Annotated in this window: 20 protein-coding genes and 2 pseudogenes; 9 read left to right on the top strand and 13 right to left on the bottom strand. The window is 64.9% G+C overall.

Features of this window, described 5'->3' with window-relative positions; translation table 11 throughout:
* Positions 1 to 296: 296 nt before the first annotated feature.
* The 7 genes from hpf to kdsD form a co-directional block, all read right to left on the bottom strand.
* Positions 297 to 653, bottom strand: coding sequence for a ribosome hibernation-promoting factor, HPF/YfiA family (gene hpf, locus OKW40_RS18580; RefSeq protein WP_027199628.1), 357 nt, complete (start codon positions 651 to 653; stop codon positions 297 to 299).
* Positions 654 to 823: 170 nt separating this feature from the next.
* On the bottom strand, positions 824 to 2,341 hold the full coding sequence (locus tag OKW40_RS18585; protein ID WP_184062763.1) for an RNA polymerase factor sigma-54: 1,518 nt from the start codon (positions 2,339 to 2,341) through the stop codon (positions 824 to 826).
* Between the two features lie 195 nt (positions 2,342 to 2,536).
* The gene (lptB, locus tag OKW40_RS18590) at positions 2,537 to 3,313 is read right to left on the bottom strand and encodes an LPS export ABC transporter ATP-binding protein (protein WP_090805577.1); all 777 of its coding nucleotides are present in this window, start codon (positions 3,311 to 3,313) and stop codon (positions 2,537 to 2,539) included.
* 17 nt (positions 3,314 to 3,330) lie between these two features.
* Positions 3,331 to 4,002 (bottom strand): lipopolysaccharide transport periplasmic protein LptA, encoded by a 672-nt coding sequence (gene lptA, locus OKW40_RS18595; protein ID WP_184062477.1) that lies wholly within the window; start codon positions 4,000 to 4,002, stop codon positions 3,331 to 3,333.
* Between the two features lie 39 nt (positions 4,003 to 4,041).
* Complete coding sequence (lptC, locus tag OKW40_RS18600; RefSeq protein WP_018419357.1) at positions 4,042 to 4,629, bottom strand: LPS export ABC transporter periplasmic protein LptC; 588 nt, start codon at positions 4,627 to 4,629, stop codon at positions 4,042 to 4,044.
* Positions 4,626 to 5,186: a KdsC family phosphatase gene (locus OKW40_RS18605; RefSeq protein WP_429490917.1), complete on the bottom strand. Its 561-nt coding sequence runs from the start codon at positions 5,184 to 5,186 to the stop codon at positions 4,626 to 4,628. Before OKW40_RS18605 ends, lptC begins: the two co-directional genes overlap by 4 nt.
* Complete coding sequence (kdsD, locus tag OKW40_RS18610; protein ID WP_184062475.1) at positions 5,186 to 6,169, bottom strand: arabinose 5-phosphate isomerase KdsD; 984 nt, start codon at positions 6,167 to 6,169, stop codon at positions 5,186 to 5,188. The genes OKW40_RS18605 and kdsD overlap by 1 nt, the downstream gene beginning before the upstream one ends.
* 206 nt (positions 6,170 to 6,375) lie before the next feature.
* Here kdsD and OKW40_RS18615 point away from each other — a divergent pair, with 206 nt between their 5' ends.
* The 5 genes from OKW40_RS18615 to purU all read left to right on the top strand — a co-directional run bounded on the left by OKW40_RS18615 (position 6,376) and on the right by purU (position 11,730).
* Positions 6,376 to 8,373 (top strand): cation:proton antiporter, encoded by a 1,998-nt coding sequence (locus tag OKW40_RS18615; protein ID WP_090802948.1) that lies wholly within the window; start codon positions 6,376 to 6,378, stop codon positions 8,371 to 8,373.
* An 81-nt stretch (positions 8,374 to 8,454) separates the two neighbouring features.
* Complete coding sequence (locus OKW40_RS18620) at positions 8,455 to 9,021, top strand: adenine phosphoribosyltransferase (RefSeq protein WP_429407487.1); 567 nt, start codon at positions 8,455 to 8,457, stop codon at positions 9,019 to 9,021.
* A gap of 173 nt (positions 9,022 to 9,194) precedes the next feature.
* Positions 9,195 to 9,809, top strand: coding sequence for a LysE family translocator (locus tag OKW40_RS18625; RefSeq protein ID WP_429491997.1), 615 nt, complete (start codon positions 9,195 to 9,197; stop codon positions 9,807 to 9,809).
* 73 nt (positions 9,810 to 9,882) lie between these two features.
* Positions 9,883 to 10,776 carry an NUDIX hydrolase gene (locus OKW40_RS18630; RefSeq protein WP_429407485.1) on the top strand — a complete coding sequence of 298 codons (894 nt, stop codon included), beginning with the start codon at positions 9,883 to 9,885 and terminating at the stop codon, positions 10,774 to 10,776.
* 84 nt (positions 10,777 to 10,860) lie between these two features.
* A complete protein-coding gene (gene purU / locus OKW40_RS18635; protein WP_184067058.1) occupies positions 10,861 to 11,730 on the top strand; it encodes a formyltetrahydrofolate deformylase in 870 nt (289 codons plus the stop codon).
* Between the two features lie 58 nt (positions 11,731 to 11,788).
* Here the strand turns inward: purU and OKW40_RS18640 are convergent.
* The 3 genes and pseudogenes from OKW40_RS18640 to uvrA form a co-directional block, all read right to left on the bottom strand.
* Positions 11,789 to 13,015, bottom strand: a pseudogene (locus OKW40_RS18640) (PepSY-associated TM helix domain-containing protein).
* A gap of 284 nt (positions 13,016 to 13,299) precedes the next feature.
* On the bottom strand, positions 13,300 to 14,385 hold the full coding sequence (locus OKW40_RS18645) for an AI-2E family transporter (RefSeq protein ID WP_184062467.1): 1,086 nt from the start codon (positions 14,383 to 14,385) through the stop codon (positions 13,300 to 13,302).
* Between the two features lie 34 nt (positions 14,386 to 14,419).
* Positions 14,420 to 17,293 carry an excinuclease ABC subunit UvrA gene (gene uvrA, locus OKW40_RS18650; protein WP_429490919.1) on the bottom strand — a complete coding sequence of 958 codons (2,874 nt, stop codon included), beginning with the start codon at positions 17,291 to 17,293 and terminating at the stop codon, positions 14,420 to 14,422.
* Positions 17,294 to 17,595: 302 nt separating this feature from the next.
* On the opposite strand from uvrA, the gene OKW40_RS18655 reads away from it, so the two are divergent.
* A complete protein-coding gene (locus tag OKW40_RS18655; protein WP_184027022.1) occupies positions 17,596 to 18,783 on the top strand; it encodes an MFS transporter in 1,188 nt (395 codons plus the stop codon).
* Between the two features lie 146 nt (positions 18,784 to 18,929).
* Positions 18,930 to 19,460, top strand: coding sequence for a single-stranded DNA-binding protein (locus tag OKW40_RS18660; RefSeq protein WP_090802962.1), 531 nt, complete (start codon positions 18,930 to 18,932; stop codon positions 19,458 to 19,460).
* Between the two features lie 149 nt (positions 19,461 to 19,609).
* Here the strand turns inward: OKW40_RS18660 and OKW40_RS18665 are convergent, their stop codons facing one another.
* Positions 19,610 to 20,410, bottom strand: coding sequence for a hypothetical protein (locus tag OKW40_RS18665; RefSeq protein ID WP_184062463.1), 801 nt, complete (start codon positions 20,408 to 20,410; stop codon positions 19,610 to 19,612).
* Between the two features lie 261 nt (positions 20,411 to 20,671).
* On the opposite strand from OKW40_RS18665, the gene OKW40_RS18670 reads away from it, so the two are divergent.
* Positions 20,672 to 22,318, top strand: coding sequence for a methyl-accepting chemotaxis protein (locus OKW40_RS18670; protein ID WP_429490921.1), 1,647 nt, complete (start codon positions 20,672 to 20,674; stop codon positions 22,316 to 22,318).
* A 45-nt stretch (positions 22,319 to 22,363) separates the two neighbouring features.
* On the opposite strand, the pseudogene OKW40_RS18675 reads toward OKW40_RS18670, so the two are convergent.
* Together OKW40_RS18675 and OKW40_RS18680 are read right to left on the bottom strand one after the other, a co-directional pair.
* Positions 22,364 to 22,888, bottom strand: a pseudogene (locus tag OKW40_RS18675) (c-type cytochrome); the annotation flags it as partial.
* Positions 22,889 to 22,891: 3 nt separating this feature from the next.
* Positions 22,892 to 23,779 (bottom strand): LysR family transcriptional regulator, encoded by an 888-nt coding sequence (locus tag OKW40_RS18680; RefSeq protein ID WP_429490923.1) that lies wholly within the window; start codon positions 23,777 to 23,779, stop codon positions 22,892 to 22,894.
* Between the two features lie 95 nt (positions 23,780 to 23,874).
* Here OKW40_RS18680 and OKW40_RS18685 point away from each other — a divergent pair, with 95 nt between their 5' ends.
* Positions 23,875 to 25,239 (top strand): MFS transporter, encoded by a 1,365-nt coding sequence (locus OKW40_RS18685; RefSeq protein ID WP_429490925.1) that lies wholly within the window; start codon positions 23,875 to 23,877, stop codon positions 25,237 to 25,239.
* Positions 25,240 to 25,271: the final 32 nt, after the last annotated feature.

The following is a 25,271-nucleotide window of genomic DNA, read 5'->3' on the forward strand; positions in this document are numbered from 1 at the left end:
CGTTAGATTTCGATCGGCCGTACTTCATCAGAGCTGGCTTGACCCCGATGGTAACTGGAACATTATAGAACAGGGTGACGGCCGATGGTGCGGCGCGCCATCTATGCATATCAGGTTTTTCAGCGCTTGCGCCGCGGCACGTGTCGCGCTGCGCAAACCTCTGCGGGAATGGTTCGGGTCGGCCTCGGCGAGACGCACCGGCGGTGAGCGGGAACCGGGGCGCTGAAACGAAAAACCGCCCGGTCGCGGGCGGCTCGACGAGTTCAAGGGAATTGAGGAATTTCCTCTAATTTCTCCTATTGCGGCGGCACGTCCAGTTGCGGCGCCGGCTGATACTTGATCGCTTCGTGCTGATGGCCTTGCAGACGATCCTTGTGGCGTATCACCTGCCTGTCGAGCTTGTCGATCATCAAATCGATTGCAGCGTACAAATCGCTGTCACAACTCTCGACGAAGATATCCTTACCCTTCAGATGGAGGTTGATTTCCACCTTTTGACGCTTGTCCTTTTCCTTATGGTTGTCGACCGAGAGGACCACACTGCCGTCGATGACCTGATCGAAATGTCTTAGCACCCTGTCCAGTTTGGTGATCACGTATTCGCGCAACGCAGGCGTTACTTCGAGGTGGTGTCCACTGATCTTGAGATTCATAGTGCTTCTCCAAGCTAATGGCCGCTTGGTCCGCACAATGACAAAGGTCCGGTCGATCTGACGGCTTGCCTGTGTCGCCCCCCGGTGACGGACATCTGGCAGGTCGCAGCGGCCGGCCTGTCCGCCAGGTGCGGAGCGGCCGGTAAATGCCCGCTGCAAAACGCGGCGGGCTACAGAGACTTGCGCAGGTTGACTGCCGGGATTTTGAGCGCCTCACGGTATTTCGCAACGGTACGCCGTGCGACCACGAAGCCCTGTTCCGCCAGCAGTTCGGCTATGCGACTGTCTGAAAGTGGCGATTTCGGGTTTTCCGCTCCTATCAGTTGTTTGATCAGCGCGCGAATGGCCGTGGAGGAGGCCGCGCCGCCGGTGTCCGTCGAAACGTGTGAGCCGAAAAAGTACTTGAATTCCAGCGTCCCGAATGGGGTCAGCATGTATTTGCCGGTTGTCACACGCGAGACAGTCGACTCGTGTAGGCCCAGCGTATCAGCTATTTCCCGCAAAACCAAGGGGCGCATGGCAATTTCGCCGTGCACAAAAAAGCTCTTTTGACGCTCGACAATTGCCTGCGCAACCCGCAGGATCGTCTCGAAACGCTGCTGGATATTTTTGATCAGCCAGCGTGCTTCCTGCAGTTGCTGGCGCAACGAACCACTGCCCGGATCGCCGCGGTTATTGCGCAGAATATTCGCGTATAGATGGTTAATCCGCAGCTTCGGCACTACCTCGGGATTCAGCTCCGCCAGCCAGCCCTGTGCCGTTTTGCGCACCATGATGTCGGGCACCACGTAGTCCGCTTCGGCCTTGCCGTAGGCCGCGCCCGGAAATGGTTCGAGCGAGCGGATCAGCACATGCGCGTCGCGCAGATCGTCGTCGCTGGCCTTAAGGTGCTTGCGTAGCCGCGTGAAATCGCGCGCGGCGAGCAGTTCCAGGTAATGGCTGACAATGTCTAGCGCAAGCGTGCGCGTGGGCGATGGCTCGAGCCGCAGCAACTGCAGCTTCAGACATTCGGACGCGGAGCGCGCGCCGACACCCGATGGGTCGAAGCTATGCAGCAGCGCAAGCGCGGCGTTCAGTTCGTCGACGTCGACTTCGAGTTCTTCGGGCAGGTCAGCCAGCACTTCTTCGAGCGTGGCGGCGAGATAGCCGTCGTCGTCCAGCGATTCGATCAGGAACGTGATGAGCGCGCGGTCGCGCTGGCTCGCCTGGGTGACGCGCAGTTGCGTCATCAGGTGGTCGCGCAGCGACGTGCTCGATTCGTGGATTTGCAGCGGGGGCAGGTCGTCGTCGTCCGACGCGTTGCCGGAGCGGCCGTAGTCGTCCAGGTTCCACTGCGAAGTATCGCCGCCGCCGTCGCCCGAAAGGCCATTGTATTCGTCGACACCCTGCGGCTCGCCGCTTTCGGCTCGCTCGCCGTTGCCCTCGGACGATGCCGAACCGTTGCCGGCCATCGGATCGGCCGGCGTCGAGGAGCCCGGTGTCTGGGCGATCACGGAACCGTCGGATGCCACCCGCAACGGGCTCGCGATCCACTCGTCTTCGTTTTCGAGGAGAGGATTCTGCGAGATCGCCATGGCGACTTCCTGCTGCAGTTCGAGCGTCGACAACTGAAGCAGCCGGATGGACTGTTGCAGTTGCGGCGTGAGCGCAAGATGCTGCGATAGGCGGAGTTGGAGGCTGGCTTTCATGGCAAGTTGAGATTCATTGTAGAGAGTTTGCCACGACCGCGATACCTTGCGGCACTCGCAATTTTTGGGTACGCCCGATTTGGCGCGCCGCGCGGCGCCACCCTGCGCCGCCAGACAACGAATGTGCGGGTGCCGCAAAAAATGGCGCCGCGGGCCGGCCGCGCGCGCTTGCGTGGCCGGGGACGCCGTACGTGCTTACATGCGGAAGTGCTCGCCCAGATAGACGCGCCGCACGCTTTCGTTTTCGATGATGTCGCTAGGCGCGCCGGCGGCCAGCACGCTGCCGTCGCTGATGATGTACGCGTGATCGCAGATACCTAGCGTTTCGCGCACGTTGTGGTCGGTGATCAGGACGCCGATATTGCGCTGCTTCAAGAACTTGACGATTTTCTGGATTTCCAGCACCGCGATCGGGTCGACGCCGGCGAACGGTTCGTCGAGCAGAATGAAGCTCGGATTGGTTGCCAGCGCGCGCGCAATTTCAACCCGACGACGCTCGCCGCCCGACAGCGACAGCGCCGGATTTTCACGCAGATGCGCGATCTGAAGCTCGTCGAGCAGCGCTTCGGTGCGTGACGTGATCACGTCTTTGCCGAGGCGCTTGCCGTTTTCGTCGTGCTGCAATTCCAGCACCGCGCGAATATTCTGCTCGACGCTCAACTTACGGAACACCGACGCTTCCTGCGGCAGATATGACAGGCCGAGCGATGCGCGTTTGTGAATGGGCAGCAGGCTGATCGACTTGCCGTCCAGATCGATTTCGCCGGCATCGAGCGGCACGAGGCCGACGATCATGTAGAACGACGTGGTCTTGCCGGCGCCGTTCGGGCCGAGCAGGCCGACCACTTCGCCGCTCTTCACGTCGAGCGACACGTCCTTGACGACCGTGCGCGAGCCATAGCGCTTCTTCAGATTGCGCACGACCAGCGAACTGCTGGTGCCGGCCGGCTTCCGATGGGGGAGGGGCGCGATGGTGCTGCTCATGGTGCTCACTGGTTCGGCGCTCCCTGGATCGAGTTGGACGGCGTGAGCGTGGCCGACGCGCCGGTCAGCGGCGCGGCGCCGGCGTTGCGCGGCGACAGCATCGCGCGCACGCGGCCGGTCGGGTTGCCCGGACCTGCGACGTCCTTGCCTGACTTCGCGGTGTAGAAGTCGTTCTGGCCGTCGTAGGTGATCACGCTACCGTGCACCTGGTCGAGCAGCGTCGTCATGCTCTGCAGGCGGCGCACCGTCGCGTTGGTGGTCAGCGTGGTCAGATCCTGCTTGCCGTCGTAGTCGATACGGATCGCCGTACCCTCGATGTATTCGTCGAGCCCTTCGCGCTTCTGGCGGAAATACGACAGATTGCCGCCGCTCGAGGTGCCGGTCGCGAATTGGTAGCCCTGCGGGTCTTGCGACACTTCGACGCGATCGGCCTTGATCAGGATCGTCCCTTTGGTGGCCACCACGTGGCCGGTGAAGATGCTGACCTGCCGCAGGTCGTCGTAAGTCATGTTGTCCGCTTCGATGTTCAGCGGCTTGTCTTTGTCGGCGCGGTCCGCGTGCGCAAGCGGCGCGAAGCCGACGAGCGGCAGCGCGACGACGAGCGCAGCAAGTGCGGCGCGGCACGCGGACAGCGCGCGCGAACGGCCGGTATCAAAACGGGGGTGCGATTCGTTCATGCAGTCACGCCTGGAATGGATTACCCGGTATGCGTTGGCTTAGTGGCCGGAATCGGACGCGGCGATTGCGCCTCTTACATTGCCGAACAGTTGCATAAACCGGGTGACATTGTTGTATTTCATGCCGCTGGCAGTCATCACGGACATGCCGCGCTGAAGTTTAACTGGCTTTTCAGTCTCGATCACATCGTCGTTGACGAGGACCCTGAAATGCTCGGAATCGGCCTGCATCTGCGGATCGCCGCCGCCGGGCGCGCGCAGGATGCGCGCGTTCTGGTACAGATTGACGATCGACGCATCCGCGTTGACCGTGCCCGTGTCGCCGGTCGCGGTGACGATCGGCTTGCCGGGCTGGAACGCACGCATCGCCGGCTTGACGAGGTCGCTCATTTCGTCGTCCTCGTAATGGACCAGCGACTGCGCGGTCAGCCGGTACTGCGTCGCGCCTGACTGGTCGAGCTCGGACACCGAAAAGTTGTCGGCGAAGTAGTCCGGCGTGTGTTCCTTCGGGCGCACCTCGTCGTCGGTCTTGCGCGGCAACGTGGCTTGCAGCAGCCACCACGTGATGCCGGCGAGCGCCGCCATCGCGATGAGCGGGATCAGCGAAGTCAGGCGAAACTGGTTCATCCCACGAGGCCCCGTTGCTCGCCGCTGCACGCCGCCGCGAGCAGTGCTTCATATTTGTGCTGGGCACGCAGCAGCGTGTCGCACACTTCGCGCGCCGCGCCGTAACCGCCGCGCGCCTCGCTGACCCAGTGGGCGCGCGCGATCACTTCGGGATGCGAATTGGCCGGCGCGGCCGCGAAGCCGACGCGCAGCATCACCGCGAGATCGACCCAGTCGTCGCCCATGTAGCCACAGTCCTCGGCGGTGAGGCCGGTTTGCCGCAGCAGGTCGGCGAACGCCTGTGGCTTGTCCTGCACGCCCTGGTAGACATGCGCGATGTTCATTTCTTTCGCCCGCGCGGCCACGATGCCGGACTTGCGCCCGGTGATGAGCGCCGTTTCGATGCCGGCCTGGCGCAGCAGCATCATGCCGTGGCCGTCCATCGAGTTGAAGCCTTTCATCGTGTCGCCTTCCGCCGTGAACAGCAGGCCGCCGTCGGTCAGTACGCCGTCGACGTCGAAAATCATCAGCTTCACGCGGCTTGCGCGTTCGGTAGCGGTAGGGGGAGCAACGGCCATCAGATCACCTTCTTCGAAAACAGGTCGTGCATGTTGAGCGCGCCGATCAGCTTGCCCGTTTCGTCGACGACCAGCATCTGATTGATACGATAGCGCTCCATCAGTTCCACGGCTTCGACCGCGAGATGATCCGGCCCGATCGTGCGCGGGCCCGCGGTCATCACCGAGGCGATCGGCAGGTGGCGGAAATCGCCGTCGCGTTCGAGCACGCGGCGCAGGTCGCCGTCGGTGAAGATGCCCGTCACACGGCCCTCGCGGTCGACGACCGAGGTCATGCCCATGCGCTTCGCGGTCAGCTGGAAGAGGGCATCGCTGACGGTTGCCTCGGGGGTGACCTGCGGCAACTGGTCGCCGGTGCGCATGACGTCGCGCACGTAGGTGAGCAGGCGTCGGCCGAGCGCGCCGCCCGGATGCGAGCGCGCGAAGTCGTCGCGGCCGAAGCCGCGCGCGTCGAGCACCGCGACCGCGAGCGCATCGCCGAGCGCGAGCGCGGCGGTGGTGCTGGCGGTGGGCGCGAGATTCATCGGACAGGCTTCCTTCGCGACGCCGGAATTCAGATGCACATCCGCGAGTTGCGCGAGGCTTGAGCCAGGACGGCCCGTCATCGCGATCAGCTTCGCGCCGATCCGCTTGATGAGCGGCAGGATCGCCATCAGCTCCTCGGTTTCGCCCGAATTGGACAGCGCGAGAAATACGTCGTCGGCGGTGACCATGCCGAGGTCGCCGTGGCTTGCTTCCGCCGGATGCACGAAGAACGCGGGTGTGCCGGTGCTTGCCAGCGTGGCCGCGAGTTTGCGGGCCACGTGGCCGGATTTACCGATGCCGGAGACGACCACGCGTCCACGGCAACCCAGGATGAAATCGACCGCGCCGACGAAACTGCCGTCGAGCTGGTCGCGAAGCGCGCGCACGGCGTCCGCTTCGATGTCGAGTACGTCGCGAGCAAGCGTGAGTGCCCTGTCGCCATTGATTTTCGCTATCATTCGCGGAGTATAGCAAAGGCGCCTGTTCGCCGCGCCGGGCCTGCTGTGCCGAGCCGCTGTCTGCATCGGCCTGTCGACAATCCCTTTTTCAGCTGCTTTGCCGCCTTTTTGCAGCTTTTTTGCCGGCCCAATCAATCATCTCGCACGGCGTTCTCGTGCGCGGTTCCGCTGACGAACGAGGACGCTTCACCCATGCGTTTTTGCCGATGATTTCCCCGCTCGAAATGACGCTGTTTCTGCTGCTGGCATCGGTGGCGGGCGTGGTGATCTTTCGCTTCCTGAATCTGCCGCCGATGCTCGGCTACCTGACGGTCGGCATCGTCGTCGGGCCGCATGCGTTCGGGCTGATTCCCGATTCGGCGGGGGCGCAGAATCTCGCGGAATTCGGCGTCGTGTTCCTGATGTTCTCGATCGGGCTCGAGTTTTCGCTCGCCAAGCTGCGCACGATGCGCCGGCTCGTGTTCGGACTCGGCTTGCTGCAGGTGATCGGCACGGTCGCGGTGGCCGTGTCGCTCGGCTTCGTGCTCGAGCGTTGGGTGCATATCACGTGGCAGGCGAGCGTCGCGCTGGGCGGCGCGCTGGCGATGTCGTCGACGGCGATCGTCAGCAAGATGCTCGCGGAGCGGCTCGAAATCGAAACCGAGCACGGCCGCAATATCTTCGGCGTGCTGCTGTTTCAGGATCTCGCGGTGGTGCCGCTGTTGATCATCATTTCGGCGCTCGGCGGCCGCTCGGAGAATCTGGTCAGCGCGCTCGGCGTCGCGGCGATCAAGATCGTCGTGGCCCTCGCGCTGCTGCTGATCGTCGGGCAGCGCTTCATGACGCGCTGGTTCAACGTGGTCGCGCGGCGCCGCTCGCAGGAGCTGTTCGTCCTCAATCTGCTGCTGGTGACGCTCGGCGCCGCGTTCATCACCGACAAATTCGGGCTGTCGCTCGCGCTCGGCGCGTTCATCGCCGGCATGCTGATCGCCGAGACGCCGTATCGGCATCAGGTCGAAGAGGACATCAAGCCGTTTCGCGACGTGCTGCTCGGGCTCTTCTTCGTGACCACCGGCATGCTGCTCAATCCGCGCGTGATCTGGGAGCATCCGCTCGTCGTGCTGGCCTTTTTCCTCGGCCCGGTGCTGCTGAAATTGGTCATGATCACCGGCCTTGCGCGGCTCTTCGGCGCGACGCCGGGCGTCGCGATGCGTACCGGTATCGGTCTCGCGCAGGCGGGCGAGTTCGGCTTCGTGCTGCTGAACCTGATCCTCGACCGACATCTCGTCGACGCGACGCTGTTGCAGGCGATTCTCGCCGCGATGCTGCTGTCGATGCTCGCCGCGCCGTTCATGATCCAGAACGCGGACCGTGTCGTGCTGCGGCTGTCGTCGACCGAATGGATGATGCAGTCGTTGCAGATGACGCGCATCGCCACGCAAAGCCTGAAGCAGAGCGGCCACGTAATCATCTGCGGCTACGGCCGCGCCGGGCAGAACCTCGCACGCATGCTCGAGCATGAAGGGCTCTCGTATGTCGCGCTCGATCTCGATCCCGACCGTGTCGCGGCGGCCGCGGCAGCCGGCGAATCGGTCGTGTTCGGCGACGCGGGGCGGCGCGAGTCGCTGCTGGCCGCCGGCCTGCATCGCGCGGCCGCGATCGCGATCACCTACGCGAACACGCCGTCGGCACTGCGCGTGCTGCACAACATTCACGAGATGGAGCCGACGCTGCCGGTCATCGTGCGCACCGTCGACGATGCCGATCTGGAGAAACTGCTCGCCGCCGGCGCGACGGAGGTGATTCCGGAGATCGTCGAGGGCAGCCTGATGCTCGCGTCGCATACGCTCGTCGTGATGGGTGTGCCGATGCGGCGCGTGGTGCGGCGCGTCGAGGAGATGCGCGACGAACGTTATTCGCTGCTGCGCGGCTATTTCCACGGCGCCGACGACATCGACGACGACGACGGCCACGAGCAGGTGCGGCTACAATCGGTGCCGGTCGACGAGAGCGCCGACGCGGTGGGCCGTACGCTCGCCGAGGTGGGCCTGTACGAACTCGGTGTCGAAGTGACCGCGATCCGCCGGCACGGCATCCGCGGCGTCGAACCGGACCCGTCGACGAAACTGCGCGCGAGCGACATCGTGGTGCTGCGCGGTCTGCCCGAACAACTGGCGCAAGCCGAGGAGCGGCTGTCGAAGCATCGCCGCGCCGCTGCGGCCTGAACCCGTGAGCCTGGCCCGTTCTGGCGGGCGACCCTGATTCAAGCCTTTCACCGGACCTGTCGAGGTCCATCCGGAGACATCATGTCCAAGGCGCTCGCGAGCGCGCCGCTCGATGCGGCCGACTACATCAGAAGTCACATTCGCACGGTGCCCGACTGGCCGCAGCCGGGCGTGCAGTTCCGCGACATCACGCCGCTGCTGCGCGAGCCGAAGTCGCTGCGTGTGCTGATCGACCTGTTCGTGCAGCGCTATATCGACGCGAAGCTCGACTACATTGCCGGGCTCGATGCGCGCGGCTTCATCATCGGGCCGATCGTCGCCCATGAGTTGAGCGTTGGCTTCATCCCGATTCGCAAGGCGGGCAAACTGCCGTACAAGCGGATCTCGCAATCGTATGAACTGGAATACGGTACCGCGACCGTCGAGATTCACGAGGATGCGTGCGAGCCGGGCGACCGCGTCGTGATCATCGACGATCTGATCGCGACCGGCGGCACGATGATGGCCGGCAAACTGCTGCTCGAGCGGCTCGGCGCGGTCGTCGTGGAAGGCGCGGCGATCGTCGATCTGCCGGAGCTGGGCGGCTCGAAGCTGCTGGGCGACGGCGGTCTTGCGCTCTATACCGTGACGAGTTTCAACGGTCATTGAACCGGGGAGGTAGTCACGGCGCGTGCCGTGACGCGCGGTAGCGTTTCCCGCCGTACCAGCGGCTAAAGTCGCATGAGCCGCACAAGCCCCGTTGGCCGAGCAAAACCAACCGGGCTCAACGATATGGCTCACCCATCATGGTTCACCAGTCGCCCAACCAGAAGACCACCACGATGCCCAACTTCCTGCTGTTTCTTGCCACCTCGATCGCGATCACCGTGGCGCCCGGCCCGGACAATCTGCAGGTGCTCGCGCGCGGCATCTCGCAGGGCCGCGCGGCCGGCCTGGTCGCCGCGCTCGGCTTTGCCGCCGGCATCACGTTTCATACGACACTCGCGGCGCTCGGCGTCGCCGCGCTGCTGCGCTCGTCGCCGCTCGCGTTCGAAGCGATCAAGCTCGCCGGCGCCGCGTATCTGGTGTGGATCGGCATCAAGGCGCTGCGCAGCCAGGGCCTCGCGACCGCGCACGAGCGTGCGCCGCAGCCGCTTTCGACGGTGTTTCGCCAGAGCGTGCTCGGCAATCTGATGAATCCGAAGGTCACGCTGTTCTTCGTCGTGTTTCTGCCGCAGTTCGTGCAGCCGGACGGCGCGCAGAGCGTCACCGTGCAGATGCTGGAGCTCGGCGCGCTGTTCATGCTGCAGACCGTCGTGGTGTTTTCGCTATTCGGCGTGTGCGCGGGGATCATCGGCGGCTGGCTCAGACGGCGGCCGCGCGTGGGCCTGTGGCTCGATCGCGTGGCCGGCGCGACGTTCATCGCGGTCGGGATTCGCGTCGCCTTGCGCGACTGACAGTCGTCACGCCATCCTCCCGCTTCTGCTTTGCCCCGGTTCGCCACGACGGCGGACAGTTTGGAGTTTTCCGATGACTTTGCCCTGCATCACCGCCGCGCGCCGCTTCGACGCGAACGCGCATCGGCCGTTTCTGATCGGCGCCGAACCGGTCGGGTGGATTCGCGAGCGCGACGTGCCGCTGCTCGCGCGCTGGCCCGACGTGTTCGAGATGGCGAACGACGGCGTGACGCTCTGCGCCACGTTCGATACCGTCGATCTGCGCAGCGCGGCGCTCGCTTCCGTGATCGGCGCGCTCGCCGCCGATGGCCGCATCCCCGGCTGGCGCAACGAGACGTACGCGATCCGCAATGCGTTCGACGCGCCGCCGCTCGCGTATATCGAGCGCGCGGCGTCGCGCTTCTTCGGCACGATGACCTACGCGGTGCATCTGAACGGCGTCGTAGAATATGCGGATGGCGGGGCGCCCTTTGGCGGAGCGCCCTTTGGCGGGGCGCCGCGTGGCGCACCGCAATTGTGGATCGCGCGCCGCAGCGATACCAAGGCGACCGACCCCGGCATGCTCGACAACGTCGTCGCAGGCGGGATCGGCTGGGGCTTCGGCATCGCCGAGACGATCGTCAAGGAGTGCTGGGAAGAGGCGGGCATTCCGGCGCAGATCGCGGCGAGCGCGGTCGCGGGCCGCACCGCGCACGTGCTGCAATCGCTGCCGGAAGGCACGCAGGCCGAGCAGATTTTCATCTACGACCTCGCGCTGCCCGCCGACTTCGCGCCGCGCAACCAGGACGGCGAAGTGGGCGAACACCGGCTCGCGCGCATCGACGAAGTCGCGCGCTGGATCGAGGAAGGCGCGCTGACCGTCGATGCCAGCCTCGCGACGCTCGATTGCCTGCTGCGCCGCCGCTGGATCGACGAGGACGCGTGCGAGGGCATCGACGCGCTGTTCGCGCCGCCGGCGCTCGCCTAGCTCAGGCTCATCAGTCGAGCTCAACCCGTGCAGCCAGTACCCACTGAAACAAACCACGCATTGAAGAAGGGAGTCACCGAGGTCATGTCGACCGATCACAGCTTTATCCTCAAACTGTCGTGCGCCGACCGGCCCGGCATCGTTCACGCCGTGTCGGGCTTTCTGTTCGAGCGGGGCAGCAATATTCTCGACTCCGCGCAGTTCGGCGACAGCCGCACCGGCGAGTTCTTCATGCGCGTGCATTTTCAGCAGGTGGGCGGCGATCCGGGGCTTGACGCGCTGCGCGCGTCGTTCGTGACACTCGCCGAGCAGTTCGGCATGAGCTGGGAATTGCACGACGCGAACGTGAAGCCGCGCGTCGTGATCATGGTGTCGAAGATCGGCCACTGCCTGAACGATCTGCTGTTCCGCTACCGCACCGGTCAGTTGAACATCGACATCCCGGCGATCATCTCGAACCACAAGGAGTTCTACCAGCTCGCCGCGAGCTACGACATCCCGTTCCATCATTTCCCGCTGCTCGGCGGCACGCCCGAAGCGAAAACCGCGCAGGAAGCGCGCGTGCTCGAAGTGATCAACGAGCATCAGGCCGACCTCGTGGTGCTCGCGCGCTACATGCAGATCCTGTCGCCGAACCTGTGCGAGGCGCTCGCCGGCCGCGCGATCAACATCCACCACTCGTTCCTGCCGAGCTTCAAGGGCGCGAAGCCGTACTACCAGGCGTTCGACCGCGGCGTGAAGCTGATCGGGGCAACCGCCCACTATGTGACGACCGATCTCGACGAAGGTCCGATCATCGAGCAGGAAGTCGAGCGCGTGGACCACAGCATGACGCCGGAACAACTGACGGCGATCGGCCGCGACGTCGAGTGTGTGACGCTCGCGCGCGCGGTGAAGTGGCACGTGGAGCATCGCGTCGTGCTGAACGGCAGCAAGACGGTGGTGTTCCGCTAGGAGCCGCGCCAGTAAGACTGCGCCGGTCGAGGCCGGCGCGTCCCTTTACCTGCTCGCGTTACGAACGCGCTGCCGCGCCGCCCGTGCTTCTCGCGAGATTCGCGTTTTGCGCGGAACGACGGCGCGCGTTCAGCTTCTTCAGCCAGATCAGCAGGCCCGTGACGCTCAGCACGGCCACCGCCACCCCCACCGCGCTGATCAGAATCCGCCCCCCGAGACCGAGGATGCGCCCCGAGTGCAGCGGAAACTGCACCTGCAGGAAGATGTCGCCGGCCGTGCCTCTGCCGGGAATCCGCGCGGCGAGCCGCTTGCCGGTGGCGGCGTCCCAATACATCCACGGGTTGCCGAGGCCGGTGTCGCCGTGGTCGTTGCCGGACGTGTAGAAGCCGACGCCATACGCGTGCATGAATTCGGCGTAGTAGAGCCCGCCCGGCGGCGCGGCGACATGCATTTCCTTGCCGGCCTGCCCGGCGAGTTCGACGATGCGCTCGCGGCTCAGCACCTGATCGCCGGGTTGCGGCGCGCGCAGGATTTCGGGGTTGCTGAACGGATCGGGTGTCAGCGTCGACAGTCGTGACACGATCGGCCGCACCACCTGGGACGACAGATTCATCGAAATCGACGTCAGCGCGACGATCGCCAGCAGACCCCAGATCCATACGCCGCCGGAGCGGTGCAGATCGAACGTCAACGCATAGCCGCCGCGTTTCAGGCGGAACGTGAACGACTTGCGCCAGGCCTTCAGGCTCGGAAACGACAGGCACAGCGCAATCACGCAGTCAAAGAGCCACACGATGCCGACGATCCCCATCAGCCAGGTGCCAAGGTCGACACCGCCGGTAAACGGCAACTGCAGCGTGTAGTGCAGCTTGTAGATGAACGGAATCAGGTTGAGTCGCGCGAGCGACACGGCGCCCCACTCGCGGCGTCACTGGATCTCGCCGGTGACGGGATCGACGGCGATCTGATTGAAATCGAGCGGATAGGGCTGCTTCGTCGCCGGATCGGTGCGCGGCAGCACCATCATCTGCAGCGTGTGGCCCGGTTCGACCGCGAGCGGCAGATAGGTCACCCGAAGACGCGGATCGGCGGCTTCGACGCGATTCGCCAGTTCGAGGCCGGACAGCGTCGGCCCGACCGTGCGAGCCTGGTAAAACGACGGGTTCAGCGCGGCATCGAACTCGTGGTCCCACGCGATGATCGCGCCCGTAAGGCCCGCGACCAACAGAAACAGTGCGGTCGCGACGCCGAACCAGCGGTGCAGGCGGACAAGCTGGCGTCTCATGCGCGAGCCGGCAACGCGCAACAGGGACCCAGACGGAGACGCGGGTGGGAGATCAGGCGAAACGTCACGATGCGGACTGGGTGTAAATAGGAATTGTTCGCATCTTAGGGGTTGACGCGGTCGGCTGCAAGTTTTCTGTCAGCAAGAGGCGACGATGCAGGGTCACGGGAAGCAAAAAAAAGCGGCACCGAAGTGCCGCTTGCGCTTTCGTCGGCTGCATGGACTGCCGCGTGTGCTGCAGAGCGCTAGTGAGTGCTGACTTTTGCTACTCGACCCAGCCCAACTCACACCAACCGCAAATAAATGAGCTCCCGCTTGATGTACGCATAAAAAATCGGCGCCGCGATGACCCCGGCGATACCGAACGCCGCTTCCATCACCAGCATCGCGATCAGCAGCTCCCATGCGCGCGCCTCGATCTGCCCGCCGACGATGCGCGCGTTCAGGAAGTACTCGAGCTTGTGAATCAGGATCAGGAACACAAGTGACATGATCGCCGCCGGAAAACTCACCGACAGCGCGACCGCGACGATGATCGTGTTCGAGATCAGATTGCCGATCACCGGCAGCAGACCCACGATAAACGTGACGAGCACGAGCGTCTTCGACAGCGGCAGCTGGTCGTGGAAAACCGGCAGGATCACGAGCAGGAAGATCGCGGTGAACACCGTGTTCAGCGCGGAGATCTTCACCTGCGCGAATACGATGCGGCGAAACGCGTCGGCAAAACGCGTGACGCGCGTGACGAACGCGGTGGACAGCGGCAGCCGCTGGATATGCTTCTGCGCGCCGACCGCGATGATCGCGCCGATGATCATGCCGAGCAGCACGTGCGTGAACGCGCGCGCCACGGTCGTGCCGCTTTGCTGCAGCATGTTCGCGTGCGTGTGCATCAGTTCGGCGGCCTTCGTCTTCATCTGCTCGGTGTCGACCGGCAGATAGTTCGCGACGAATTGGGGAATCCTGCCGCGCGCCTGGTCGATCAGTTGCATGGCCTGATCGAGCAGAGCCTGCACGCTCGGCACGTCGTTCTCGAAATGCGAGATGATGCCGAGCGTGAGTCCCGTCAGCGCGCCGACGATCAGCGTCGACAGAATCACCACCGCGAGCCAGCGCGCCCGCTTGCTCGACATGTGACGCTCGATGCGCGGCGCGATCGTATGCACGAGCTGAAACACCAGCAGCCCGGCGAGCAGCGCGCCGAGCAGCTTCAGTTCGATCACCGCCCACATGCCGAACAGCATCACCACGTAGCTGCCGATCTCGACCGCCGACAGCTTCGGCAGACTCATGTCGCTGGTCAGCCTGACCGGGCGCGGGCGCAGGTCCTGCACCCGATCTTCTTCGCGCGCCTGATTACGCTTGGTCATGGCTTATCCCGTCTCCAACCTCGGTAGTGCAGCGTTACTTTGTGGTGGCGGCGCGCTTGAGCAGCGGCGCCAGATATTTGCCGGTAAAACTGGCCTTCGACTTCGAGACCTGCTCGGGCGTGCCCTGGGCGATGATCTGCCCGCCGCCGGCGCCGCCTTCGGGGCCGAGATCGATGACCCAGTCCGCAGTTTTGATTACATCGAGATTATGTTCGATGATCACGACGGTATTACCCTGGTCACGCAACCGGTGTATGACTTCCAGCAACTGCGCGATATCGTGAAAGTGCAGGCCGGTAGTCGGTTCGTCAAGGATGTATAGCGTGCGACCGGTATCACGCTTGCTCAGTTCCAGCGACAGTTTCACACGCTGCGCCTCGCCGCCCGACAGCGTGGTGGCCGACTGACCCAGGCGAATATAGCCGAGACCCACGTCCAGCAGGGTTTTCAGCTTGCGCGCGACGACCGGTACGGCCTTGAAGAACTCGTACGCGTGTTCGACCGTCATGTCGAGCACTTCGCTGATGTTGCTGCCTTTGTACTGGATATCGAGCGTTTCGCGGTTGTAGCGCTTGCCGTGGCACACGTCGCACGGCACGTACACGTCGGGCAGGAAGTGCATTTCGACCTTCAGCACGCCGTCGCCCTGGCACGATTCGCAGCGCCCGCCCTTCACGTTGAACGAGAAGCGGCCCGGATCGTAGCCGCGCTCCTTGGCGGCCGGCACGCCCGCGAACAGCTCGCGAATCGGCGTGAAAAGGCCCGTGTAGGTGGCCGGATTCGAGCGCGGCGTGCGGCCGATCGGCGACTGGTCGACGTTGATCACCTTGTCGAAGTGCTCGAGGCCCTCGATCGACTCGTACGGCGCCGGCTCCGTGGCCGAGCCGTACAGATGATGCGCGACCGCGTGATACAGCGTGTCGTTGATCAGCGTCGACTTGCCCGAGCCGGACACGCCGGTCACGCAGGTCAAAAGACCCACCGGCAGATCGAGCGTGACGTTGTGCAGATTGTTGCCGTACGCCTCGACGATGCGCAGGCGCCGCTCGTCGGGATCCTTGCGCTCGTCGGGGTATTCGATCGTGCGCGCGCCGGACATGTATTGGCCCGTCAGCGACGCCGCGTTCTTCTGCACCTCTTTCGGCGTGCCCTCGGCGATCACCATGCCGCCGTGCTCGCCGGCGCCCGGGCCCATGTCGACCACGTAGTCGGCCATGCGGATCATGTCCTCGTCGTGCTCGACGACGATCACCGAGTTGCCGAGATCGCGCAGATGCTTGAGCGTCGAGATCAGCCGGTCGTTGTCGCGCTGATGCAGGCCGATCGACGGTTCGTCGAGCACGTACATCACGCCGGTCAGCCCCGAGCCGATCTGGGAAGCGAGGCGAATGCGCTGCGCTTCGCCGCCCGACAGCGTTTCGGCGCTGCGTTCGAGCGACAGGTAATCGAGCCCGACGTTGTTCAGGAACATCAGACGCGCGACGATTTCCTTGACGACCTTGTCGGCGATCTCGCGCTTCGAGCCTTCGAGACGCAGGGTCTGGAAGTAGCCGAGCGCGTCGCGCAACGGCCAGCCGCTGATCTCGAAGATGCCGCGCGCGTCGCTGTCCGCGCCGATGCGCACGAAGCGCGCCTCGCGACGCAGCCGCGTGCCCGCGCACGCCGGGCATGGCTGGCTATTCTGGTATTTGGCGAGTTCTTCGCGCACCGCGGACGAATCGGTTTCGCGGTAGCGCCGCTCCAGATTCGGGATGATCCCTTCGAACACGTGCTCGCGCACCGACGTGCGGCCGCGCTCGTTGATGTACGAGAACGGAATTTCCTGCTTGCCCGAACCGTACAGCAGGATCTTGCGGACTTTCTCCGGCAGGTCCTCGAGCGCGGTGTCGATGTCGAAGTCGTAGAACGCTGAGAGGCTCTGCAGCATCTGGAAGTAGAACTGGTTGCGCCGGTCCCAGCCCTTCACCGCGCCCGCCGCGAGCGACAGCGACGGATGCGCGACCACCCGCTTCGGATCGAAGAACGTAATCTGGCCGAGGCCGTCGCATTCGGGGCACGCGCCCATCGGGTTGTTGAACGAGAACAGGCGCGGCTCGAGTTCCTGCAGCGAATAGGAGCAGATCGGGCAGGCGAACTTCGAGCTGAACAGGTGCTCCTTGTCCGTATCCATTTCGAGCGCGATCGCGCGGCCGTCGGCGAGACGCAGCGCCGTTTCGAACGATTCGGCAAGGCGCTGCTTCACGTCGGGGCGCACGCGCAGACGATCGATCACGACGTCGATCGTGTGCTTGTCGTTTTTCTTCAGCTTCGGCAGAGAGTCGACTTCATAGATTTTCGCGGTGCCTTCGTTGGCGGTGCCGCCGCCCGAGCGCACGCGAAAGCGCACGAAGCCTTGCGCCTGCATGTCCTCGAACAGATCCGTGTGCTCGCCCTTGCGATCGCTGACGACGGGCGCGAGGATCATCACGCGCGTTTCCTCGGGCAGCGCGAGCGCCGCGTCGACCATCTGCGACACGCTTTGCGCTTCGAGCGGAATCTCGTGATCGGGGCAGTAGGGCGTGCCGACGCGCGCGAACAGCAGACGCAGATAGTCGTGGATTTCGGTGACGGTGCCGACCGTCGAGCGCGGATTGTGCGAAGTCGCCTTCTGTTCGATCGAGATAGCCGGCGACAAGCCTTCGATCAGGTCGACGTCCGGCTTTTCCATCAGTTGCAGGAACTGCCGCGCATAGGCGGACAGACTTTCGACGTAGCGCCGCTGTCCTTCCGCATACAGCGTATCGAACGCCAGCGACGATTTGCCGGAGCCCGAAAGCCCCGTGATAACGACGAGCTTGTGACGCGGTAGGTCGAGATTGACGTTCTTCAGGTTGTGGGTGCGAGCCCCACGAATACGGATTTGTTCCACGGATTTATTCCATGAACTGCGGAAAGGGAAAGAGGCCAAACCTGCTACTATAACGACTTTTCCAGACCGCCGTTACGGTGTGCTGACAGCGGGAAAAAGGCGAAACTGGGGCCGTTTTCCGTGAGTACAAGATGCCGCGAGGGACGAGCGGGGGCGATGGGGCACGGGCTTTGCGCGTCTCGTCGGCGCGGACCCGCCGATATGCCGGGGCTAGCCGCCTGCCTGTTCGTTCTGCTCCACTGTGCCGGCGGCCAAGGCTGTCCCCACGGGCTCGCCGCCCGGTTCATTCAAACAACGCTTCGATGTCCAATCCGTCCGCCATCTCCACACGCATGAGCGCGCCCGAATTGCGCGCGACCGTGTCGCTTGCCGCCATCTTCGCGCTGCGCATGCTGGGTCTCTTCATGATCATGCCGGTGTTCTCGATCTACGCGAAGACCATTCCCGGCGGCGAAAACGTGCTGCTCGTCGGCATCGCGCTCGGCGCGTACGGCGTCACGCAGTCGATGCTCTACATCTTCTATGGCTGGATCTCCGACAAGGTCGGCCGCAAGCCGGTGATCGCGACGGGCCTGCTGATCTTCGCGATCGGCAGCTTCGTCGCGGCGGCCGCGCACGACATGACGTGGATCATCGTCGGCCGGGTGATTCAGGGGATGGGTGCGGTGTCGTCGGCGGTGATCGCGTTCATCGCCGATCTGACCTCGGAGGAACATCGCACGAAGGCGATGGCGATGGTCGGCGGCAGCATCGGCGTGTCGTTCGCGGTCGCGATCGTCGGCGCGCCGATCGTGTTCCACTGGCTCGGCATGAGCGGGCTCTTCACGCTGGTCGGCGTGTTCTCGATTCTCGCTATCGGCGTCGTGATATGGGTCGTGCCCGATGCGCCGAAGCCGGTGCATGTGCGCGCGCCGTTCGCCGAAGTGCTGCACAACGTCGAGTTGCTGCGTTTGAATTTCGGCGTGCTCGTGCTGCACGCCACGCAAACCGCGCTGTTCCTCGTCGTGCCGCGCATTCTCGAAGCGGGCGGGCTGCCGGTCGCTTCACACTGGAAGGTGTATCTGCCGGTGATGGGGCTGTCGTTCGTGATGATGGTGCCGGCGATCATCGCCGCCGAGAAGCGCGGCAAGATGAAGATCGTGCTGCTGTCGGCGATCGCTCTTATCCTGATCGGCCAGTTGTTATTGGGCGTTGCTCCGCATACGATTCTGAGTGTGGCGGCGATCCTGTTCGTGTACTTTCTCGGCTTCAATATTCTCGAGGCCTCGCAGCCTTCGCTGGTGTCGAAGCTCGCGCCCGGTACCCGCAAGGGAGCCGCGGCCGGCGTGTACAACACCACGCAGTCGATCGGTCTTGCGCTGGGCGGAATGGTCGGCGGCTGGCTGCTGAAGGTGAACGGCCAGAGCGCGGTTTTCTTCGCCTGCTCCGGGCTGGTATTTTGCTGGCTTATAATCGCCGCAAAGATGAAACAGCCGCCGCGCAAGGCATAACACAGCGTACTCGGGGCACCTCCCGAATCATCCAGAACTCACCCGGCGGCGGGCAGAGGCGCTCTTCTGGTCTCGGGCCTGCCGGCCGTGAGACGCGAACCGCGTAGTGCCGCGCCGCCTGCAACAGGAATCAACAGGAGAAATTCATGGCATCCGTGAACAAGGTCATTCTGGTCGGCAACCTCGGCGCCGATCCGGAAGTCCGCTATCTTCCGAGCGGCGACGCAGTGGCGAACATCCGCCTTGCGACGACGGACCGCTACAAGGACAAGGCGTCGGGCGAGATGAAGGAAGCCACCGAGTGGCACCGCGTCGCGTTCTTCGGCCGCCTCGCGGAAATCGTGGCGGAATATCTGAAGAAGGGCTCGTCGGTGTACCTCGAAGGGCGCATCCGCACGCGCAAGTGGCAGGCGCAGGACGGCACCGATCGCTATTCGACCGAGATCGTCGCGGAGCAGATGCAGATGCTCGGCGGCCGCGGCGGCGCGTCGATGGGTGGCGGCGATGAAGGCGGTTATAGCCGTGGCGAGCCGTCGGAGCGCAGCGGCGGCGGCGGTGGTCGCGCGATGTCGTCGGGCGGCGGTTCGCGTGGCGGTAGCGGCGGTGGCGGTGCGAGCCGTCCGAGCGCGCCGGCTGGCGGCGGATTCGACGAGATGGACGACGATATTCCGTTCTGATCGTTGCGGCTCGATGCCGAGCCGACCAGCGTCCCGCTGATCGACACAAAAACAGAGGCCCGCTTTCTGCCAGGAAAGCGGGCCTTTCTGCCTTCTGTTTGCCGGCATTTTTTACGTCACGCGCGCGGACGGGGCATTCCGTCAGAAACTCACCGACTCAAATGCTCCAACGTATCCCGCAACGGCAGACTCGAAATCACGATCGGCCCGGTGAACGGCGTGTCGAGATCGACGATCACATAAACCGCCGAAGCAATCGACACCGCTCCCAGCGATATCGTCACCAGCGCCAACGCATTACGCGGCGCGATCAACCCGAAGCTCAGAAAGATCACGCCTAGCCAGAACGTCAGCGTCTTGAAGAACGGCCGCGAAATCGAGCTGTGCGCTTCCTCGATGATTTTCCAGCGCGCATCGATGACGCGCCGGTACTGCGTCAACGCGTCATCGAGTGCACGTTGCTGCAACGCATCCTGCGTGCGCAACTGTCGCAATTGCCGCCCCACCGTGGTCAGCATGTCGCCCAGATGCACGTTTTCGAGTTGCTGCGGATTGCCCGGCGGTCCGAGATCGCGCGGATAGTCGCCGCTCGGCGCGGGCTCGCGCGGCCATGTCGAAGCGATCGCCGCCGCCGTGTACTGGCGCAACAGGCGCCGCGATTCGTCGGCCGCGCTGCCGAGCTCGCGCAGCGTCGAGTCGAATTCGATCAGTTCGGCCGCATAGCTGCGCATATCGTTCGACGCGGTGTCGAAGCTTGCTTTCGCCGATGCCGTCATCAAACCCAGCACCAGCGCGGCGAACGTCACCAGCATGCCGATCACGAGCTGCACGAGCTGTACGGTCTCGTGTGCCTTGTGCTCTTCCGGCAGCAGCGGCCGCACCCCGACGCCGAGGCCGGTGGCGATCAGCAGCAGCGCGAACACGAGTACGGCCGAACCGATTTCCGACATGGGCGCGCTCCGGGCAGGAAGAGGCTTCGACAGAAGGGCTTCAGCAAACGGGCTTCGAGACTCTATTGATGTAACGCAAGCCGGGCGAGCGATCAACCATAAAGTTTTCGGCCGATACGCCGTTGTCCCGAATGTGCTGTTTGCTTAATTTTCAGATAAGTTGCGGACCGGGCCGAACGGCGTGGGCGCAGCCTGCGTGGCCATGCAGCTATCGTCAACGATACGGAATCATCGGCCGGGCAGCCCAAGGAGACCAGTCCGATGTTGAAAAAGCTGTCGATTCGCACCAGCCTTACCCTGATGATCGTGTTCTTCGGCATCGTGCTGCTGCTCGGCGCGGCCGCGGGATTGTTGTCGCTGCGCTCGTCGAACGCGTCGCTGCAACAGATGTACACGGTCGACACGCCCGCCGTCGCCGACCTCGAAGGCAGCGCCGGCCAACTGCTGCGCCTGCGGCTCGCGCTCGCGACGTACGCGTCGCTCGTCGCGCTGAACGATCAGGACGGCGCGAACGCCGTGCTCAAGCGCTTCGATCAGTACCGCAAAGCCTCTGACGAGCGGCTTGCCCACTATTTGAGCCATGCGGGCACGGATGCCGATGAGCTGCGTCTGATCGCCGACATGCAGCAGAATCGCGACGCGTTCCTGCACGACGGCGTCGACCCGACGCTCGCCGCGCTGAAGTCGAGCGACACCAACGCCTTCCAGCAATTGCAGGCGCATAAACTGCCGTCGCTGTACAGCGCGTACGAGAAGGCCATGCTCGCGCTCGAGCAGTTGCAGCTCGATCACGGCGCACAGCGCTACAAGGATGCGCAGGACCTGTTCTACGCGATCAGCACGGCGGTGGCGATCGGCATTGCGCTGTCGCTGGTCGGCGGCTTGCTCGCCCGCTTCGTGCTCGTGCGCGCGATCGTCACGCCGGTCGATGCGACGATCGCGCAGTTCCAGCGCATCGCCAACGGCGACCTGAGCGGCCGCATCGAGGTGCTCAGCGACAACGAGATGGGCCGTCTCGCGGCCGCGCTGCGCAAGATGCAGGAGTCGCTGATCGCGACGGTCAACGCGGTTCGTCAAGGTACCGATTCGATCGATACCGGCGTCAGCGAGATCGCGGCCGGCAACGCCGATCTGTCGCAACGCACCGAGGAGCAGGCGGCGGCGCTCGAGGAAACGGCCGCGAGCATCGAAGAGCTGACCACGACGGTCAAGCAGACGGCCGACAACGCGAAAGAGGCGAGCTCGCTCGCGCAGGGCGCCTCGACGCTGGCCGCGCAGGGCGGCGAGCTGACCGAGCAGGTGGTCGGCACGATGCACGGCATCGTCGACGATTCGCGGCGGATTGCCGATATCGTTGGTGTGATCGAGGGGATCGCGTTCCAGACCAACATCCTCGCGCTGAACGCCGCGGTCGAGGCGGCGCGAGCGGGCGAGCAGGGACGCGGCTTCGCGGTCGTCGCGAGCGAAGTGCGCTCGCTCGCGCAGCGCAGCGCGGCGGCGGCCAAGGAGATCAAGGGCTTGATCGACGCGTCGACCACCCGCGTGGAGCAGGGCTCGCAGCTCGTCGAGCGCTCGGGCACGACGATGAACGACATCGTCGGCGCGATCGCGCGCGTCAGTTCCATCATGAACGAGATCGCGGCGGCGGCGCTCGAACAGAGCACCGGCATCGATCAGGTCAATCGCGCGGTCGGTCAGATGGACGAGGTCACGCAGCAGAACGCGGCGCTCGTCGAGCAGGCGGCCGCGGCGGCGAGTTCGCTGGAAGATCAGGCGCGGCGCCTGTCGACGGCGGTGGCGGTGTTCCGGACCGGCAGCGAATCGCGCAGCCGTGCTCCGGCGCCCGGCGCGAAGCTGGCCGGTGTTGCCGGCGAGCGAAGACTGGACAGCGAGTTTGTCGCGGCGTAACGCGAGCCGTTGCGCTGCGTCAACCCGCGACCTCTCACCGTCCCACTACTGCATGGCCGCGTAATACCTCGCCACGGCATCGATTTCCTCGGGCGTCATCTGCCGCGCGACATTGCGCATCTGCTCGTTGATGTCGTTGCGCCGCGCGCCCGAAGCGAACGCCTGCAACTGCGCGGCCAGATAGGCCGCCGACTGTCCGCCGAGCCACGGCGCCGCGCCCTTGCGATCGAGTTGGCCATGACACGCGGCGCACGCTGCGATATTGCGTTGCGGGTCGCCCTGCATCACGAGCCTGGTTGCGGTCGCATCGGGTCCTTCGCCGGCTCGGGTCTTCTCGGCCGCCGCGGGGAGCGGGAGCGACGCGTAGTACACCGCCAGATCGTGCAGATCCTGGTCGCTGCGTCCCGCGATGATTGCCTGCATGACCGCGCTTTGCCGCTGGCCGCTCTGGAAGTCGCGCAATTCCTTGTAGGTCACGTCGGCGTACTGCCCGGCGAGCGCCGGCGCGGTGACCTGCACGGTGCCGAGTACGCCGTGGCACATCGAGCAGTGCTGCGTCGCGATCGTCGCGCGTCATGCGAAGAGCCGCACGAGCGCATCACGTGCATTGCTGACCAACTCGCTTTCGCCCGGACGCCGCGGCAGCAGATGAAACTCGATGGCGGGCAGCGGTGGCAAGCCGAAGTTCGCGCCACACGCCACCACGCCGCCGCCGAGCGACGACTCGTTCAGACAGGAAATCCCGAGCCCCGCCTTCAATGCGAGCTGCAGGCCCGCGACGCCCGACGCCGAATGCGACACCACGTACGGTACCTTGTGTTGGTCGAGCAGCTTGACGACGAAGCGCTGCAACTGACACGTCGACGGCAGCAGCACCAGTTGATACGGCGCGATGGGGCGGCTGGCGGCATCGGCGCAACTGGCCCATAGCAACCTTTCGCGCCGCACGACGATGCTCGCGGCACCGGCACCCGCGCCGCGTGCACGCAACTGGCCTGTGACGAGCCGCGCCGACAAACCGATGTCGAACGACGCGTGATCGTCCGCGCCGCTGTCGATCACCGCGCTCGGCAGCACCGTCACGTGCAGCTTCAGCCGCGGATGCTGTTCCGAAAACGTCTTGAGGATGCGCGCGATGTCGTGCGGCCGGTAGTAATCGGTGATCGCGATGCGCAGTTCGCCGTCGAGCGAGCGGCCTTGCAGGTCGTCGAAGGCCGCTTCGCTCATCGCGATGATGCGGCGCGCATGCTCGAGCAGGCGCTCGCCCGCGGACGTCGGACTCACACCCTGCCGGCTGCGCACGAGGAGGGGCTGGCCGGCGCGCTCCTCGAGCTTCTTCAACTGCTCGCTTACCGACGACTGCGACAGGAACACGCGCTCCGCGCCTGCCGACACCCCGCCCGATTCGGCGACGGCGACGAAGGTCCGCAACTGCGCAAGGTCGAAACCACGCTGGCTCATGATTCGGTTTTTCCGATGGTGGCGATCTAAATTTCCGGCTTTGCCGATGGAATGCCCAGCCGTAGCATACCCTCGAATGAGACACGGAGGGTGTGATGGAAAACGGATCGTTGACAGCGTCGGGCGGCACCGGCGAGCGCGGCGCGCGGCATCGCTGGAAGGTGCTGGGCGTTGGTTTTGCCGCGAATGCGAGCTTTTCGGCGGCATTTTCGGGGATTCCGACGACAGCGGTGTTCCTGCGCTCGGACTACCACCTGGGCAACCACGGGCTCGGCCTCGTGCTCGGCATGCTCGGCCTGGGCATTGCGGTCAGCGAGTTGCCGTGGGGGCTGCTAACCGACCGCTGGGGCGATCGCAGGGTACTGCTGCTCGGCTTGCTGTCGACCGCGGTCGCGCTAGCCGGTCTCGCGCTGTTCGTGTCGCCGGGCGGCGCGCATGTGCCTGGCATCGTCCCGCTCGCGCTCGGGCTGCTGTTGGTCGGACTGCTGGGCGGCAGCGTCAACGGATCGAGCGGCCGGGCGGTGATGGCGTGGTTTCGCGAAGGCGAGCGCGGCCTCGCGATGAGCATCCGCCAAACCGCGGTGCCGGCGGGCGGTGGACTCGGCGCAGTGGTCCTGCCGGTGCTCGCCTCGCACTTTGGTTTTGCGAGCGCCTATGCGGTGCTGGCGTTGGCGTGCGCGATCACCGCATGGTTCGCGTGGCGCTGGCTGCACGAGCCCGCACACGCGGACGATACGCCGGCGCCCAAAGGAGTGCGCGCGGCTGCGACGGCCCGTGCTGCGGCGGCCAACGGTCGGAGGTTGGACTCCTCGAACGTCAGCGCACCGCCGCCGATGATCTCCCCATTGCGCGACATCGCGATCTGGCGCGTCGCGCTCGGCGCGGGCGCGCTGTGCATGCCTCAGATTGCCGTGATCACATTCGGCACGGTGTTCCTGCACGACTTCGGGCGTGCCGGCGTGTTCGCGATCAGCGCGACGATGGCCGCGGTGCAGACTGGTGCCGCGATCGCGCGGGTCTGGAGCGGCGCGTGGACCGACCGGCGCGGCAACCGCCGCGCGTATATGCGGGCATGCAGTCTGTTGACCGCCGTGCTGTTCGTGCTGCTCGCGCTCGCGACCGGGCTCATCGGGCTGCGTCGCGCCGGGGCGGTCGCGCCGTTCGCGCTGATGATCGTACTCGGCGGAGTTAGCGCGTCGGCGTGGCACGGCGTCGCGTTCACCGAACTCGCGACGCTCGCCGGTACTCGCCGCGCGGGCACCGCGCTCGCGATGGGCAACACCTGCGTGTTCCTCACGCTGTTCGTGACGCCGCTTGCGATTCCGGCGCTGCTGTCTATCGGAGCATGGCCGCTGGTGTGGACGGTGGCGAGCGCTTGCGCATTGCTCGCATTGCCGGTGTTTCCGCGCGCCGCGTCGACGCGTGCGATGCGCGCGACGCGTGCTTGCGATGCGGCGTGAGACATGGGGCGAACAGCGCGCGCTTTGCGTTG

Source organism: Paraburkholderia sp. RAU6.4a (assembly GCF_050435625.1).
Lineage (GTDB): Bacteria > Pseudomonadota > Gammaproteobacteria > Burkholderiales > Burkholderiaceae > Paraburkholderia > Paraburkholderia tuberum.